This is a genomic window from Conservatibacter flavescens (genome assembly GCF_002795425.1).
Taxonomy (GTDB): Bacteria; Pseudomonadota; Gammaproteobacteria; order Enterobacterales; family Pasteurellaceae; genus Conservatibacter; species Conservatibacter flavescens.
This window is the reverse complement of record NZ_PHHA01000014.1, coordinates 65860-80510: the sequence shown is the minus strand read 5'-3', so window position 1 is coordinate 80510 and position 14651 is coordinate 65860. Positions and strand designations below refer to the sequence as shown.

The window sequence follows — 14651 nt, the reverse complement described above, 5'->3', positions numbered from 1 at the left end:
TTGTTTATATAAATGTAATCAATTCTCATTATATCTAATTGATCTAGCTCATCTTTTCTCTAATTAATTCGATCTTTTTATTGCGTCTAATACCTCTTTATAAGTATTCTCTACAGTAGTTATACGATATTTTTCTGTAGGAGAAAATTATGGATAAATTATCTTCATCTATACCAAAAGTCAGTCGTCGTGCTTTTTTAAAAGGTACAACAGCAGGGCTTGCTACCGTTGCATCCGGTGTGAGTTTGCCATTTAATGTAATGGCGAGTGATAAAGTCAAAAGTGCGGTGGAAAACGGCGAAGAAAAAGTGATATGGTCTGCCTGTACGGTCAATTGCGGTAGTCGTTGTCCATTACGGATGCATGTGAAAGATGGGCGAATTACCTATGTAGAAAGTGATAATACCGGCACGGATACCTACAATGTCGATCATCAAATCCGTGCCTGTTTGCGTGGGCGCTCCATGCGTCGTCGAGTATATAATCCCGATCGTTTAAAATATCCAATGAAGCGGGTCGGTAAACGGGGTGAGGGCAAATTTGAGCGGATTAGCTGGGACGAAGCCTTAGATTTGATCGCGCAATCCTTGAAAAAGAATATCGCTCAATACGGCAATGAATCTATTTATTTAAATTACGGAACTGGCACATTGGGCGGCACGATGACGAAATCTTGGCCGCCTTCCGCCACGATGTTGGCACGTTTTATGAACTGTATCGGCGGTTATTTAAACCATTACGGCGATTACAGCACGGCACAAATTGCAGTTGGATTGGATTATACCTATGGTGGTGGCTGGGCGTTGGGTAATGGACTCGCCGATGTCGAAAATACCAAGTTGATTGTGCTGTTTGGTAATAATCCTGCGGAAACCCGTATGAGTGGTGGCGGTTTGACTTATACCATTGAGCAGGCTCGTGAGCGTTCTCATGCCAAAATGATTGTGATTGACCCTCGTTATACGGATACGGGGGCAGGGCGTGAGGATGAATGGATTCCAATTCGACCGGGAACAGATGCCGCCTTATGCTCTGCGATTGCTTATGTGTTGATTACGGAAAATATGGTGGATCAACCGTTCTTAGACAAATATTGTGTCGGCTATGACGAGAAAACCTTACCGCCCTCCGCGCCGCAAAATGGGCATTACAAAGCACATATTTTAGGACAAGGGGAAGACGGCATTGCGAAAACGCCGGAATGGGCAGAAAAAATTACCGGTATTCCTGCCGCAAGAATCATTAAATTAGCGCACGAAATCGGGCAAACAAAACCGGCTTATATTTCTCAAGGCTGGGGGCCGCAACGTCGCAGTAACGGTGAGCTGATTTCTCGTGCCATTGCAATGTTACCGATTTTAACCGGCAATGTAGGGATTAGCGGTGGTAATACGGGCGCCAGGGAAAGTGCTTATTCCGTGCCGTTTATTCGTATGCCGACCTTAAGTAATCCTGTCAAAGCAAGTATTCCAATGTTTATGTGGACAGATGCCATTTTCCGCGCTCACGAAATGACCGCAACGACAGACGGCATTCGAGGGGTAGAAAAGCTTACTTCTCCGATTAAATTTATTTGGAATTACGCCAGTAATTGTTTAATCAACCAACATGCCGACATCAATCGCACCCATGATATTTTACAAGATGAAAATCAATGCGAAATGATTGTCACCATTGATAATCACATGACTTCAACAGCGAAATACAGCGATATTCTATTGCCGGATTGCACCGCTTCGGAACAAATGGATTTTGCTCTTGATGCTTTCGTGGCGAATATGAATTACGTGATCTTTGCCGATCAGGTGATAAAGCCTTCCTTTGAATGTCGCAATATTTATGAAATTATGACCGCACTTTCCGAGCGATTCGATGTGAAAGACAAATTCACGGAAGGTCGCACTCAAGAGGAATGGCTACGGCATATTTATCAACAATCTAGAGAACAATTGCCGGAGTTACCGAGTTTTGAAGCATTCAGACAGCAAGGTATTTTCAAGAAAGTGGATCCGAAAGGCTTTTATATTGCTTACAAAGATTTCCGCGACGATCCGGAAAAACACCCTTTGGCCACTCCATCGGGCAAAATTGAAATCTATTCCGAACGTTTAGCGGAAATTGCTAAGACATGGCAATTAAAACAAGATGAAGTGATTCACCCATTGCCTGTACATGCCGATAGCTTTGAACATTTTGGCGATCCATTAATGCAGAAATATCCGTTACAACTCAGCGGTTTTCACTACAAAGCCCGCACTCATTCAACTTACGGTAATGTGGATGTACTGAAAGCGGCGAACCCGCAGGAAGTATGGATTAACCCAGTTGATGCGACACCGCGTGGCATCAAAAATGGCGATTTAATGCGAATTTACAACGACCGCGGCGAAGTGCATATTCATGCCAAAGTGACCCCACGTGTTATTCCGGGTGTTGTCGCTTTAAGTGAAGGGGCTTGGTACGCACCCGATGAAAAAGGCATTGATCATTCGGGCTGTGTCAACGTCCTCACCACCCAACGCCCGTCACCACTGGCAAAAGGCAATCCGCAGCATTCAAATTTGGTGCAAGTGGAAAAACTGTAAGGAGTAACTCATGGAACAATATGGTTTTTATTTTGATTCAAGCCGCTGCACAGGGTGTAAAACCTGCGAATTAGCGTGTAAAGATTACAAAGATTTAGGGACAGAGGTGAATTTCCGCCGTATTTATGAATATGTAGGAGGCGATTGGTTGCAACAGCCGAATGGCTGTTGGGAGCAAAATGTGTTTGCTTATTATACGTCTATCTCCTGTAACCACTGTGACGATCCGGCTTGTACGAAGGTTTGCCCGACAGGTGCAATGCATAAAAATGAAGATGGCTTTGTGATGGTGGATGACGGGCTTTGTATCGGTTGCCGTTATTGCAGTATGGCCTGTCCGTATGATGCACCGCAATATGATGCGCAAAAAGGACGAATGACCAAATGTGACGGCTGTTATTCCCGTGTGAAAGCCGGGCAAAAACCAATTTGTGTGGAATCTTGTCCGTTGCGAGCGTTGGATTTTGCTCCAATCAGTGAATTGCGTGCGAAATACGGTGATCTTGCTGCAATCGCTCCATTACCGGATCCGAGTTATACCAAACCGAATTTGGTGATCAATCCGAATAAAAACAGCAAACCGGCAGGCGACCAAAGCGGTTTCTTAGCCAATCCAAGAGAGGTGTAACATGAACGGATTACATGAATTACCCTTAATTATTTTCACCGTGCTTGCACAAACCGTAGTGGGGGCATTTTTAGTAATGACGGTAGCTGCCGTGCAAGGCAAAACGGAAAAGCAAAATAACAAATTGTTTGTGTTGCTCGTGTTGCTTGGTATCGGTTTTGTTGCCTCTATTATGCACTTAGGCTCACCGCTACGAGCGTTTAATTCCTTGAATCGAGTAGGGGAATCACCACTGAGTAATGAAATTGCCAGTGGTGCGGTATTCTTTGCCGCCGCCGGATTGTATTGGTTGCTGTCGGTGTTAGGCAAAATGCCGCAAGCGTTAAGCAAAACTTGGTTGATTTTAACCGCACTTTTAGGTGTGGTATTTATGGTGATGATGGCGAATTTATACCAAATCAGCACTGTCCCCACTTGGAATAATGCGTTTACTCCTTGGGCGTTTTATTTAACCGTGCTGACCGCAGGCGGTGCCTTAGGTTATGCCTTATTCCTGCAAGCCACTTGGGTGAAACGTGCCGTGATGTTTGGGCTGTTTCTGATTGCTATTATCGTGATTTATCAAGGTTTTAATTTACTGACAATTCACTCTTCTGTACAAAGTGCGGTCAATTTAGTACCTGATTTTGCGCTGCTCAATGTGGTGCGCTTGTGTTTAATTGCGATGGGGATTTGGTTCCTTTGCCGAACAGTTCAAGTCAGTCAATATGCGGGGGCTGCCGTGATTATTTTTGCCGAAATGATAGGTAGAACCCTTTTCTACAGCATGTATATGACGGTCGGAACAGCATTTTAAACCTATTTATAGTTGAGATTTGGGCAAGGTCGGAGTGACCTTGCCTAATTTTTTAAACAAAAAATTAACATTTCTTGCAAAATTTCTTTATAATTTGTATAACATTTATTCTATAGTCAAATTGAATTAAAAAGACGGTATTTTTGTTATTACATTAGGAGAACTTGATGCATTCAGATAATCGACAATATTATGGCACGATTAGTCGTGTGTTACATTGGTTAATGGCGATTGCTTTTGCGTATATTTTATTTACGGCAATAGCTGGAACACTCAATGATGATTATTCCAAATTATTGCGTAACTCTCATAAGTCAGTTGGCACAATCTTGTGGGTATTGATTATTATTCGTGCTATTTGGGCGCTACTGAATCGCCATCGTCGCCCGCCAGCCGCAAATATTTTGGTATCACTGGGACACTTTGTGTTGTATTTATTGATGCTTATTATTCCAACGGTTGCATTGATTCGCCAATATGGTGGTGCGCGTGGTAGCTTAGAAGTTTTTGGTGTTGAAGTGATGAAAGGCGCTGAAACGCGAATTGATTGGATGGTCGCGCTGGGAAGTCAATGGCATAGCTTGCTTGGTTGGATATTATTTATATTGGTAGCCGGGCATATTGTGATGGCGATTGTGCATCAAATAAAAGGCGATAAAGTATTAAATCGTATGGCTGGAAAACGTTAATTATAGTATACCGCTAATCGTTATTAGCGGTATATTGATTGAGGGATTTATCTCTTATATTCTTGAATGATCGGGATAAATTGTCGAGCGAAGCGTTCAAGCTTCCTCGCCCCGATTCCATTAATTTGTAACATTTCTCTATCTGTTACTGGCATATATTGGCTCATTTCTTGTAAGGTCGCATCGCTAAATACCACAAATGGTGGAATATTCTCACGTTCAGCAATTTGTTTACGTAAGAAGCGCAAGCGAGCGAATAAATCTTTGTCAAAATTGACCGCACTTTGTTTGACCAAAGCAGAAGATATTTTTAAGGAAATTCGAGGAGTAGCGAGTTCTAGTGGTATTTCGCCTCGTAAGACTTCTCGTGCATTGCCGGCTAATTGCAGTGCGGAATGGCTTGCAATATTTTGATGAATTAAGCCCAAATGTATTAATTGCCGGATGACAGATAGCCAATATTCTTGAGAATAGCCTTTACCGATACCAAACACACTGAGTTGGTCATGCCCATATTCTTTCAGCTTTTGATTTTGCAAACCACGTAGGACGGCAATAACATGATATATCCCAAAGCGCTGTCCTAGCCGATAAATGGTTGATAATACTTTTTGCGCATCGATTAATCCATCATATTTTTTCGGTGGATCAAGGCAAATATCACAGTTTTTACAGGCATTTTGCCGATGTTCGCCGAAATAATTAAGCAAAACTAAACGACGACAGGTTTGTGCCTCAGCAAATGCTCCCATCGCTTGCAATTTGTGTTGCTCGATATCTCGCTGTTGAGATTCGGGCTTTTCTAATAGTATTTTTTGTAGCCAAGCGTAATCTGTTGGATCGTAGAATAACACGGCTTCAGCAGGGAGATCGTCGCGTCCGGCCCGTCCGGTTTCTTGGTAATAGGATTCGATACTTCGAGGAAGATCGAAGTGAGCAACAAAACGGACGTTGGATTTATTAATTCCCATTCCAAAGGCGATCGTTGCGACGACAACTTGTACGTTATCATGTAAAAAAGCACGTTGAACTTTTTCACGTAGGCTGTTTTCCATACCAGCATGATATGCTGCGGCAGCAATGCCTTTTTGCCGCAAATTCTCGGTAATTTGTTCGACTTTTTTTCGACTATTACAATACACAATACCACTTTTGCCCTTTTGATCTAATACAAAGCGACAGATTTGATCCATTGCTTTATATTTTTCTATTAAGGTATATCGTATATTCGGACGATCAAAGCTGCCGATATAGAGATAAGGTTCATGGAGTTGTAGATGGTGTAAAATGTCTAGTCGAGTTGCCTGATCCGCTGTTGCGGTTAGAGCCATAATAGGCGCATTTGGAAAACAGCTTTTCAATCCGCCTAACTGACTGTATTCAGGGCGGAAATCATGCCCCCACTGGGAGACACAATGGGCCTCGTCAATGGCAATAAAACTGACTTGGCATTGAGAGATAAAGTGAAAAAAACTGTGGGTCATTACTTTTTCAGGAGAAAGATAAAGCAATTTTAGCTGCCCGGAAATGGCTTTATTTTGCACCTGTTGTTGCTGTTCATAACTTTGTGTGGAATTCAGAAACCCAGCTTCAATGCCATTGGCAAGTAGTTGGTCTACTTGATCTTGCATTAAAGAAATTAAGGGAGAGATGACTAAGGTTAGGCCTGGAAAGCACAGGGCGGGGATTTGGTAGCATAAGGATTTACCATTACCCGTTGCCATGATAACCAGGCTATCTTGTCCATCAAGAACCGCTTCAATAATGTCTTCTTGTCCCTGACGGAAACTCTGATAGCCGAAAATAGCATGTAGTACATGAAGTGCGGTAGCTTTTGATAAAGTTTTTGTATTTTGTACCGCACTTTCTGTAGTTTGTTCCGTAAAAGAAGAGGAATTAAAAGACATTATTCAGAGAAATACCAATGCCAATACGTTGAATATTACGATTGTAGTCAATCATAGATTCACCATAGCCACCGTAATATTGCGCATAAAAGCGAATATATTTAGTGATTGGATAGCTGTAGGTCGCTTCTATGCCCCCTTTATGATGGCGAGGGTGATAATGACCGGTGAGTTTGAATTGATGTTTATCCAAACGATAACCCACCGTTAAATCAAAGTAACTGCGATATTTTGTGATATCAGGATTGTCGTCTTTTTCTGCTTTTTCTGGAATACGCCACCATGGTTTAAGTTCGACAATCCAATTTCCTTTGCTCGCTGAGGCTCTTGCATATAATCTATTCCAGCTGCGCGATTTTAACTCACGTTCGCCTTTTCCATTAGATTGGTGATTAAAACCCGTTTCTATATCATTGAGTGTCCAGCCAAATGGTAAGGGGTATTTGGTCGCCCACGCGAGAAATAATTGAGGTTCATAGTTACTTTCACGAAAAGGTGAAGACTCACCTGTATTGGTCAATTGGAACCAAGATTGTTGTGTGTAAGAACCGGCTAATACAGAATTATTTCCTAAAATGCCTCGCCAAATGGGTAAGGCAAGGCTTATCTGAAATTTTACTTCCTCATGTCTCATGTTGTCGCTGTCATAATAATTGCCATTGGACCAAGTTTGCATGAGATAATTTTGATCATATGCCATCACGCCGATAAAGTTATCAGAACGAGGCGCGAGTAGTGCTTCAGTTTTGCTTTTATAAGGAAATTCAAAGGTATTCGTATTGTTTGCTTGTACAGATGTACAGAATGTCGCTAAAAAAGACAAGCAAACTAAAGACTTAATCCGTTTATTCATCTTGGAGCCTCTAGCGCTTGAAGTCTACAGTTTCACCGTGCGCTGCACAGGCGTCGGTTAAACATTGCCAAAAGCTTTCTTGATTGCTATTTATCCACTCACCGTTTTTATACGCAAAATGTAATCCACCTAAACGGCTGGCTAACCACATTTCTAACATAGGTTCTTGTTTATTAATGATAATTTGGCTACGATCATTAAAGGTAATCGAGAACACCGCACCTTGAGTGTCGCAGTCTACATCACAGTCTTGCTCTTCGAGTTGTTCTTCTACATAAGCCCATACTTGTTCAATGTTTTTATGAAATTCTGCTAAATTCATTTGTGCTTCCCATTATCCAAAGTGATTAAAAAGATGATTAAGAGATTATAGTCATTTTTGGGCGCTTATGCAGTAAAAATTATGATAGCCAAAAAGGAAAATTAGTGGTAAAAATAAACCAAGATCAACAAACTATAATGAGCAAACAATTATGTTAAAAAAACTTACCGCACTTTTATTGCTTAGCGTATTAGTGAGCGGAATCTCAGCTTGTGGTGTCAAAGGCCCTTTATATTTTCCAGAAAAAGAAGAACAAAAGGTTAATTAAGCAGGACGGTTTCATGGATTTTTTTCATTATCAACAAAATCAGTTAATGGCAGAACAAGTACCAGTTAAACACATTGCTGAACAATTCGGTACACCACTTTATATTTATTCTCGAGCTACTTTAGAACGCCATTGGCATGCGTTTGATAAAGCGTTTGGTCATCACCCTCATTTAATTTGCTTTGCAGTGAAATCCAATCCAAATATTGCGATTTTAAATGTCATGGCGAAGTTAGGATCAGGGTTTGATATCGTGTCACAGGGGGAGCTAGAACGTGTATTAGCTGCCGGAGGGGATGCGAGCAAAGTGATTTTTTCTGGTGTGGCGAAAACGGAAGCAGAAATTGCCCGTGCGTTGGAAGTGGGGATTCGTTGCTTTAATGTTGAATCAGAAGCTGAATTAGAGCGTATTAATCAAGTGGCTGGGAAATTAGGCAAAGTAGCGCCTATTTCCTTGCGCGTAAATCCAGATGTTGATGCACATACTCACCCTTATATTTCGACTGGGTTAAAAGAAAATAAATTTGGTGTGAGTGTGGAGCAAGCCCGTGAAGTGTATCGTCGAGCCGCGCAATTAGCGCATATTAAAATTACTGGTATGGATTGTCATATTGGTTCACAGCTTACAGAACTACAACCGTTTTTAGATGCAACCGATCGTGTAATTGTATTGATGGAGCAATTAAAGGCCGATGGTATAGAATTAGAACATTTGGATCTTGGTGGCGGTTTGGGGGTAACTTATCGTGATGAAACACCACCACACCCTACAGAATATGCTAAAGCATTGTTGGATAAATTGAAGGATTATCCATTAGAAATTATCCTTGAACCTGGACGAGCGATTACTGCAAATGCGGGGATTTTAGTGACTAAGGTTGAGTATTTGAAGCGCAATGGTGATATTCATTTTGCAATTGTTGATGCGGGTATGAATGATATGATTCGTCCTGCTTTATATGAAGCGTATATGAATATTATTGAAGTTGATCGTAATTTAACGCGTGAACCTCAGGTATATAATGTGGTTGGCCCTATTTGTGAAAGCTCGGATTTTCTTGGGAAACAACGCACGTTGGCTATTGCGCAAGGGGATTTGCTTGCTCAGCGCTCAGCAGGGGCTTATGGGGCAAGTATGTCGTCAAATTATAACTCACGTCCGTTGACAGCAGAAGTGATGGTTGATGATGATAAAGCGCATTTGATCCGTCGTCGTCAAAATTTAGACGAGCTGTGGCAATTGGAAAGTGTCTTGCCATAACGATGCGAAATAACAGGGCGGTCATTGACCGCCCTGTCTTGAATTAAAACCCTAAGGTTTTTCCATCTGGGTTGCGAGGATCTGAGTAGCCGTAGAAACCATCTTTTTCTGATAAGATGATTTGCACCCGCCCCATAGCGGCTTTTTCTGAGATTTTATGCCCTTTGTTTTTTAGCAGTTCTAAGGTGTCAGGGCTTAATCCTTCTTCAATGCGAAGTTCATCGGGTAGCCACTGATGGTGAACACGTGGCGTAACAATGGCTTCCGCAGGGTTCATTTGATGATCCACAATGTTGAGGATACTTTGTAGTACGGTAGTGATAATTCTTGATCCACCTGGACTACCTGTAGCTAACCATGGTCTTTCATCTTTTAGTACCAATGTTGGCGTCATTGACGAGAGCGGACGTTTTTTGGCTTCTACGGCATTAGCTTCTCCTCCCACTAGACCGAAAGCATTTGCCACGCCTGGCTTAGCAGAGAAGTCATCCATTTCATTATTTAATAAAATTCCCGTGCCATCTGCGACGATGCCGCTACCAAAATTCATATTAATCGTATAGGTAACAGCCACTGCATTGCCGTCTTTATCCATAATAGAATAATGGGTGGTTTGATCACTTTCGTAAGGTTGAGGTTTGCCAGGCTTAATCTCTGAAGCGGCTCTCGCGACTTCTTCTTTAATGCCTTGAGCGAGTTCATCAGCATATTTCTTCGAGGTCAATCCTTTAACCGGAATTTTCACAAAGTCCGGATCGCCTAAATATTCCGAACGATCGGCATAAGCCAATTTCATGGATTCTGCAAGATAATGAATGGTTTTCGCGCTATTGCTGCCATACTGTTGTAATGGGTAGCGTTCAAGCATGTTTAAGATTTGTACTAAATGAATCCCACCGGAACTCGGAGGGGGCATAGTAACAATTTCATAACCGCGATAAGTGCCTTTAATGGGTTGGCGTTCAACGGCTTGATAAGATTTCATATCTTCAAGACTGATTAATCCACCATGTTTTTCCATTTCGGCAACAATTTTTTGTGCTATTTCGCCCTCATAAAAGGCTTTTGCACCTTGTTGTGCGATTTGTTTTAAGGAATTGGCTAAATCTTTTTGTACCAATAAATCCCCAGCGGACAAGGGGGCATCTCCTTTAAAGAAAATCGCTTTTGTACTTTGCCATTTTGCTAAATTTTCTCTCTCTTCTTGTAACATTTTGCCAAGTACATCGCTAACATTAAAACCTTCCTCTGCGAGTTTAATCGCAGGTTGTACCACTTGTTCTAGGGGTAAAGTTCCCCATTTTTTGAGGGCGTATTCCATGCCCGCAACAGTGCCTGGTACTCCGACCGCTAAGTGAGTGTATAAGGATTTTCCATTAATAACATTCCCATCTTGGTCTAAATACATATCACGTGTTGCTTTGAGTGGAGCAACTTCACGGAAATCAATCGCAAAATTTTCACCGGTTTTACCATCATGTAACACCATAAAACCGCCACCACCGATATTGCCGGCATTAGGTAGCACAACAGCAAGGGCAAACCCGACAGCAACCGCCGCATCAACCGCATTGCCACCTTGTTTAAGAATATCTAATCCCACTTGAGTGGCGAGGGCTTGTTCTGTCGCAACCATACCATTTTGCCCAAAAACAGGGTGGAAAATATCTTTTGAGCTATCATAACGTGCCGCAGCTTGTGCTGCTGCTTCGGTTTGGGTAACAACTGGTGCGCTAATGGCTGTCATACTGCTTAAACTAAACATCATCGCTATTGCGCTGATTTTAAATACTTTCAGTTTTTTTATCATGTATTTAACTCCTCGTGATAATCTAAATAGCGTATTGAGCATAGTCATTTTATTTAATAAATTCAATAACATTTTGTTCACAATGCCATAACTTTGAACCTAGTCACAAAAAATAACGTTCGATTTCTTTTATTCATTCCTTTGTGCTTACGGTCGCTAGTGGTAAACTAGCCGCAATTTTATTGATACTGATTTTAGGAATTCAAATTAAATGCGTACAAGTCAATATTTATTTTCAACTTTGAAAGAAACCCCAAACGATGCTCAAGTCGTGAGTCATCAATTAATGTTGCGTGCAGGTATGATCCGACCCTCAGCTTCCGGTTTATATAATTGGTTGCCGACAGGTGTGCGAGTGGTGAATAAAGTCGAGCAAATTGTTCGAGAAGAAATGAATAAATGTGCTCTGGAAGTGAAAATCCCTGTAGTGCAAGGGGCAGAACTATGGCAAGAATCTGGACGCTGGGATCAATATGGTCCAGAGTTGTTACGTTTTCAGGATCGTGGTGAGCGTGATTTTATTTTAAGTCCAACAGCGGAAGAAGCCATTACGGATTTAGCCCGTCGTGAAATTAGCTCTTATAAACAACTTCCACTGAATTTTTATCAAATTCAAACAAAATTCCGTGATGAAGTCCGCCCGCGTTTCGGTATTATGCGTTCTCGTGAATTTGTCATGAAAGATGCTTATTCATTCCATGCCACTCATGAAAGTCTTCAAGAAACTTATGACATCATGTATCAAACGTATACTAATATTTTTAATCGTTTGGGGTTAGATTTTCGTGCGGTACAAGCTGATACAGGCTCTATCGGCGGATCCGCATCTCATGAATTCCAAGTCTTAGCAGCAAGTGGCGAAGACGATATTGTTTTTTCAACAGAATCAGATTTTGCAGCAAATATTGAATTAGCGGAGGCTGTCGCTGTTGGTGGAGAACGTCAAGCGGCAACGAAAGGGTTAGAATTGGTAGACACGCCAAATGCGAAAACAATTAATGAATTAGTAGAACAATTTAATTTGCCGATTGAAAAAAGTGTGAAAACCTTGATTGTAAAAGGTGCGACTGAGGAGCATCCGTTGGTAGCATTGGTATTACGGGGTGATCATGAATTGAATGAAATCAAAGCCGAAAAAGTCGGATTGGTGGCAAGTCCTTTAATGTTTGCCGATGAAGCCGAAATTAAATCGGTGATTGGTGCTAATGTTGGATCATTAGGACTGATTAATTTGCCTATTCCGGCGGTTGTCGATCGCAGTGTAGCGAATTTAAGTGATTTTGCTTGCGGGGCGAATATTGATGGTAAACATTATTTTAATGTGAATTGGGAAAGAGATATTGCTTTGCCAGAAGTGGCTGATCTGCGTAATGTGGTGGAAGGGGATCCTAGTCCAGATGGTAAAGGAACGTTATTGATTAAGCGTGGTATTGAAGTTGGGCATATTTTTCAGTTAGGTACAAAATATTCTGAAGCGATGAATGCTACTGTACAAGGAGAAGATGGACGTCCCCTAACGATGATTATGGGTTGCTATGGGATTGGTGTGACACGTGTGGTTGCGGCGGCGATTGAGCAAAATCATGATGAGCGTGGCATTATTTGGCCAGATGCTATTGCGCCATTTAAAGTGGCGATTGTGCCGATGAATATGCACAAATCAGAGAAAGTACAAGCATTTGCTGAAAACCTTTACCGCACATTAAATGCACAAGGCGTTGAAGTCATTTTTGACGATCGAAAAGAACGCCCAGGTGTGATGTTTGCGGATATGGAATTAATCGGTGTGCCACATATGATCGTGATTGGCGAGAAAAATTTAGATAATGGTGAAGTAGAATACAAACACCGCCGTACAGGTGAGAAAAAAATGATTGCCAAAGATCAACTGATGGATTTTCTTGCGGGCTTATAATGGTAAAAGTGCGGTAGGAAATGAAAAACTTTTTAAATATTGACCGCACTTTATATTAGGTGAATAAAAACGGAACACAACATGAGCAATACCTCTTTAACCGGCAACGACTATTTACGCGCCGTATTGAGTGCAAAAGTATATGAATTGGCACAAGTTACGCCTTTACAACCTATGAGCAAATTATCCGAGCGCTTGGGTAATCAGATTTTTGTGAAGCGTGAAGATCGTCAGCCGGTACACAGTTTTAAATTACGTGGTGCTATTGCGATGATCGCAGGATTGAGCGCAGAGCAAAAAGCCGCTGGGGTGATTACAGCCTCTGCGGGGAATCATGCGCAGGGTGTGGCTTTATCGGCCAAAACCTTAGGTTTACGCGCATTAATTGTTATGCCACAAAATACACCTAGCATTAAAGTGGAAGCGGTACGGGGTTTTGGTGGAGAAGTGTTACTATACGGGGCTAACTTTGATGAAGCGAAAGCCCATGCCATTGCTTTATCTCAAAGCAAAAATATGACTTTTATTCCACCTTTTGACCATCCGGCTGTTATTGCGGGGCAAGGGTCATTAGGTATGGAATTATTGCAACAAAATACCCAAATCGATCGTGTGTTTGTGCCAGTCGGAGGGGGAGGGCTAATTGCAGGTGTTGCGGTATTAATTAAACAATTGATGCCAGAGATTAAAGTAATTGGTGTGGAAAGTAAGGATTCCGCTTGTTTATATGCGGCACTTAAAGCAGGTAAACCTGTGGATTTAGAGCGAGTGGGATTATTTGCTGATGGTGTTGCAGTAAAACGTATTGGTGATGAAACATTTCGAGTGTGCCAGCAGTATGTGGATGATGTGGTGTTGGTGGATAATGATGAAATTTGTTCAGCACTAAAAGATATGTTTGAGAATGTACGTGCGGTGGCGGAGCCATCGGGTGCGTTATCCTTAGCGGGATTAAAGAAATATGTCAAAGAAAATAATATTCAAGGGGAAACCTTAGTGAATATTTTATCGGGGGCAAATCTGAATTTTCACACCTTACGCTATGTATCAGAACGTTGTGAAATTGGTGAAAAGCATGAAGCTTTGCTAGCTGTGACAATTCCAGAAGAAAAGGGAAGCTTTTTGCGCTTTCTTAAATTATTAGGTGAGCGCGCAGTAACGGAGTTTAACTATCGCTATGCAAATAATGCGAAAGCCTGTATTTTTGTAGGGGTGCGTGTGAGCGGTGAGCAGGAGAAATTAGATATTATTGCTCAGCTCCAACAAGGTGGCTATGATGTGGAAGATATGTCGGAAGATGAAATGGCGAAAACCCATATTCGCTATATGATCGGCGGCCGTTCATCAAGTGATCTAAAAGAGCGGTTATATTCTTTCGAGTTTCCAGAGCAAAAAGGCGCATTGTTAAAATTCCTGGAAACATTAGGGAGCCAATGGAATATTTCTTTATTCCATTATCGTGCGCATGGTGCAGATTATGGTAATGTCCTTGCCGGTGTACAATTCTCTGATGATAGCCTTGATGCATTTAACCAACATTTAGACGAGTTAGGTTATGCGTATCAAGATGTGACAGATAGTGTGGCTTACCGTTATTTTTTAGGATAAGTTTAAGTG

Annotated in this window: 12 protein-coding genes; 8 read left to right on the top strand and 4 right to left on the bottom strand. The window is 41.7% G+C overall.

The features are described 5' to 3' along the window. Positions 1-149: 149 nt before the first annotated feature. The 4 genes from CVP05_RS06545 (at position 150) to CVP05_RS06530 (ending at position 4698) form a co-directional block, all read left to right on the top strand. The gene (locus tag CVP05_RS06545) at positions 150-2585 is read left to right on the top strand and encodes a DMSO/selenate family reductase complex A subunit (RefSeq protein ID WP_100288778.1); all 2436 of its coding nucleotides are present in this window, start codon (positions 150-152) and stop codon (positions 2583-2585) included. Positions 2586-2595: 10 nt separating this feature from the next. Next, complete coding sequence (locus CVP05_RS06540; protein ID WP_100288777.1) at positions 2596-3213, top strand: DMSO/selenate family reductase complex B subunit; 618 nt, start codon at positions 2596-2598, stop codon at positions 3211-3213. Position 3214: 1 nt separating this feature from the next. After that, positions 3215-4009, top strand: coding sequence for a DmsC/YnfH family molybdoenzyme membrane anchor subunit (locus CVP05_RS06535; protein ID WP_100288776.1), 795 nt, complete (start codon positions 3215-3217; stop codon positions 4007-4009). A 167-nt stretch (positions 4010-4176) separates the two neighbouring features. After that, positions 4177-4698: a cytochrome b gene (locus tag CVP05_RS06530; RefSeq protein ID WP_100288775.1), complete on the top strand. Its 522-nt coding sequence runs from the start codon at positions 4177-4179 to the stop codon at positions 4696-4698. A gap of 47 nt (positions 4699-4745) precedes the next feature. On the opposite strand, the gene recQ is transcribed toward CVP05_RS06530, so the two are convergent. Genes recQ through cyaY form a run of 3 tightly spaced genes read right to left on the bottom strand, consistent with a single transcriptional unit; the run spans position 4746 to position 7780 of the window. Further along, a complete protein-coding gene (gene recQ, locus CVP05_RS06525) occupies positions 4746-6605 on the bottom strand; it encodes a DNA helicase RecQ (protein WP_100288774.1) in 1860 nt (619 codons plus the stop codon). After that, positions 6595-7458 (bottom strand): phospholipase A, encoded by an 864-nt coding sequence (gene pldA / locus CVP05_RS06520; RefSeq protein ID WP_100288773.1) that lies wholly within the window; start codon positions 7456-7458, stop codon positions 6595-6597. The genes recQ and pldA overlap by 11 nt, the downstream gene beginning before the upstream one ends. 10 nt (positions 7459-7468) lie before the next feature. Continuing rightward, positions 7469-7780, bottom strand: coding sequence for an iron donor protein CyaY (gene cyaY, locus CVP05_RS06515; protein WP_100288772.1), 312 nt, complete (start codon positions 7778-7780; stop codon positions 7469-7471). A gap of 151 nt (positions 7781-7931) precedes the next feature. Here cyaY and lptM point away from each other — a divergent pair, with 151 nt between their 5' ends. Together lptM and lysA are read left to right on the top strand one after the other, a co-directional pair. Continuing rightward, complete coding sequence (gene lptM / locus CVP05_RS06510) at positions 7932-8048, top strand: LPS translocon maturation chaperone LptM (protein WP_100288771.1); 117 nt, start codon at positions 7932-7934, stop codon at positions 8046-8048. Positions 8049-8061: 13 nt separating this feature from the next. Beyond that, entirely contained in the window at positions 8062-9309 is a 1248-nt protein-coding gene (gene lysA / locus CVP05_RS06505) for a diaminopimelate decarboxylase (RefSeq protein WP_100288770.1), read from the top strand. Positions 9310-9352: 43 nt separating this feature from the next. Here the strand turns inward: lysA and ggt are convergent, their stop codons facing one another. Next, positions 9353-11056 carry a gamma-glutamyltransferase gene (gene ggt, locus CVP05_RS06500; RefSeq protein ID WP_243389216.1) on the bottom strand — a complete coding sequence of 568 codons (1704 nt, stop codon included), beginning with the start codon at positions 11054-11056 and terminating at the stop codon, positions 9353-9355. A 274-nt stretch (positions 11057-11330) separates the two neighbouring features. Here ggt and proS point away from each other — a divergent pair, with 274 nt between their 5' ends. Continuing rightward, positions 11331-13034: a proline--tRNA ligase gene (proS, locus tag CVP05_RS06495; RefSeq protein WP_100288768.1), complete on the top strand. Its 1704-nt coding sequence runs from the start codon at positions 11331-11333 to the stop codon at positions 13032-13034. Between the two features lie 81 nt (positions 13035-13115). Next, on the top strand, positions 13116-14642 hold the full coding sequence (gene ilvA, locus CVP05_RS06490) for a threonine ammonia-lyase, biosynthetic (protein ID WP_100288767.1): 1527 nt from the start codon (positions 13116-13118) through the stop codon (positions 14640-14642). Positions 14643-14651: the final 9 nt, after the last annotated feature.

Excerpts from the sequence above, each read along its gene's own strand:
- CVP05_RS06545 (WP_100288778.1), top strand. The coding sequence starts at position 150 with ATGGATAAATTATCTTCATCTATACCAAAAGTCAGTCGTCGTGCTTTT.
- CVP05_RS06540 (WP_100288777.1), top strand. The coding sequence starts at position 2,596 with ATGGAACAATATGGTTTTTATTTTGATTCAAGCCGCTGCACAGGGTGT.
- CVP05_RS06535 (WP_100288776.1), top strand. The coding sequence starts at position 3,215 with ATGAACGGATTACATGAATTACCCTTAATTATTTTCACCGTGCTTGCA.
- CVP05_RS06530 (WP_100288775.1), top strand. The coding sequence starts at position 4,177 with ATGCATTCAGATAATCGACAATATTATGGCACGATTAGTCGTGTGTTA.
- recQ (WP_100288774.1), bottom strand. The coding sequence starts at position 6,605 with ATGTCTTTTAATTCCTCTTCTTTTACGGAACAAACTACAGAAAGTGCG.
- pldA (WP_100288773.1), bottom strand. The coding sequence starts at position 7,458 with ATGAATAAACGGATTAAGTCTTTAGTTTGCTTGTCTTTTTTAGCGACA.
- cyaY (WP_100288772.1), bottom strand. The coding sequence starts at position 7,780 with ATGAATTTAGCAGAATTTCATAAAAACATTGAACAAGTATGGGCTTAT.
- lptM (WP_100288771.1), top strand. The coding sequence starts at position 7,932 with ATGTTAAAAAAACTTACCGCACTTTTATTGCTTAGCGTATTAGTGAGC.
- lysA (WP_100288770.1), top strand. The coding sequence starts at position 8,062 with ATGGATTTTTTTCATTATCAACAAAATCAGTTAATGGCAGAACAAGTA.
- ggt (WP_243389216.1), bottom strand. The coding sequence starts at position 11,056 with ATGACAGCCATTAGCGCACCAGTTGTTACCCAAACCGAAGCAGCAGCA.
- proS (WP_100288768.1), top strand. The coding sequence starts at position 11,331 with ATGCGTACAAGTCAATATTTATTTTCAACTTTGAAAGAAACCCCAAAC.
- ilvA (WP_100288767.1), top strand. The coding sequence starts at position 13,116 with ATGAGCAATACCTCTTTAACCGGCAACGACTATTTACGCGCCGTATTG.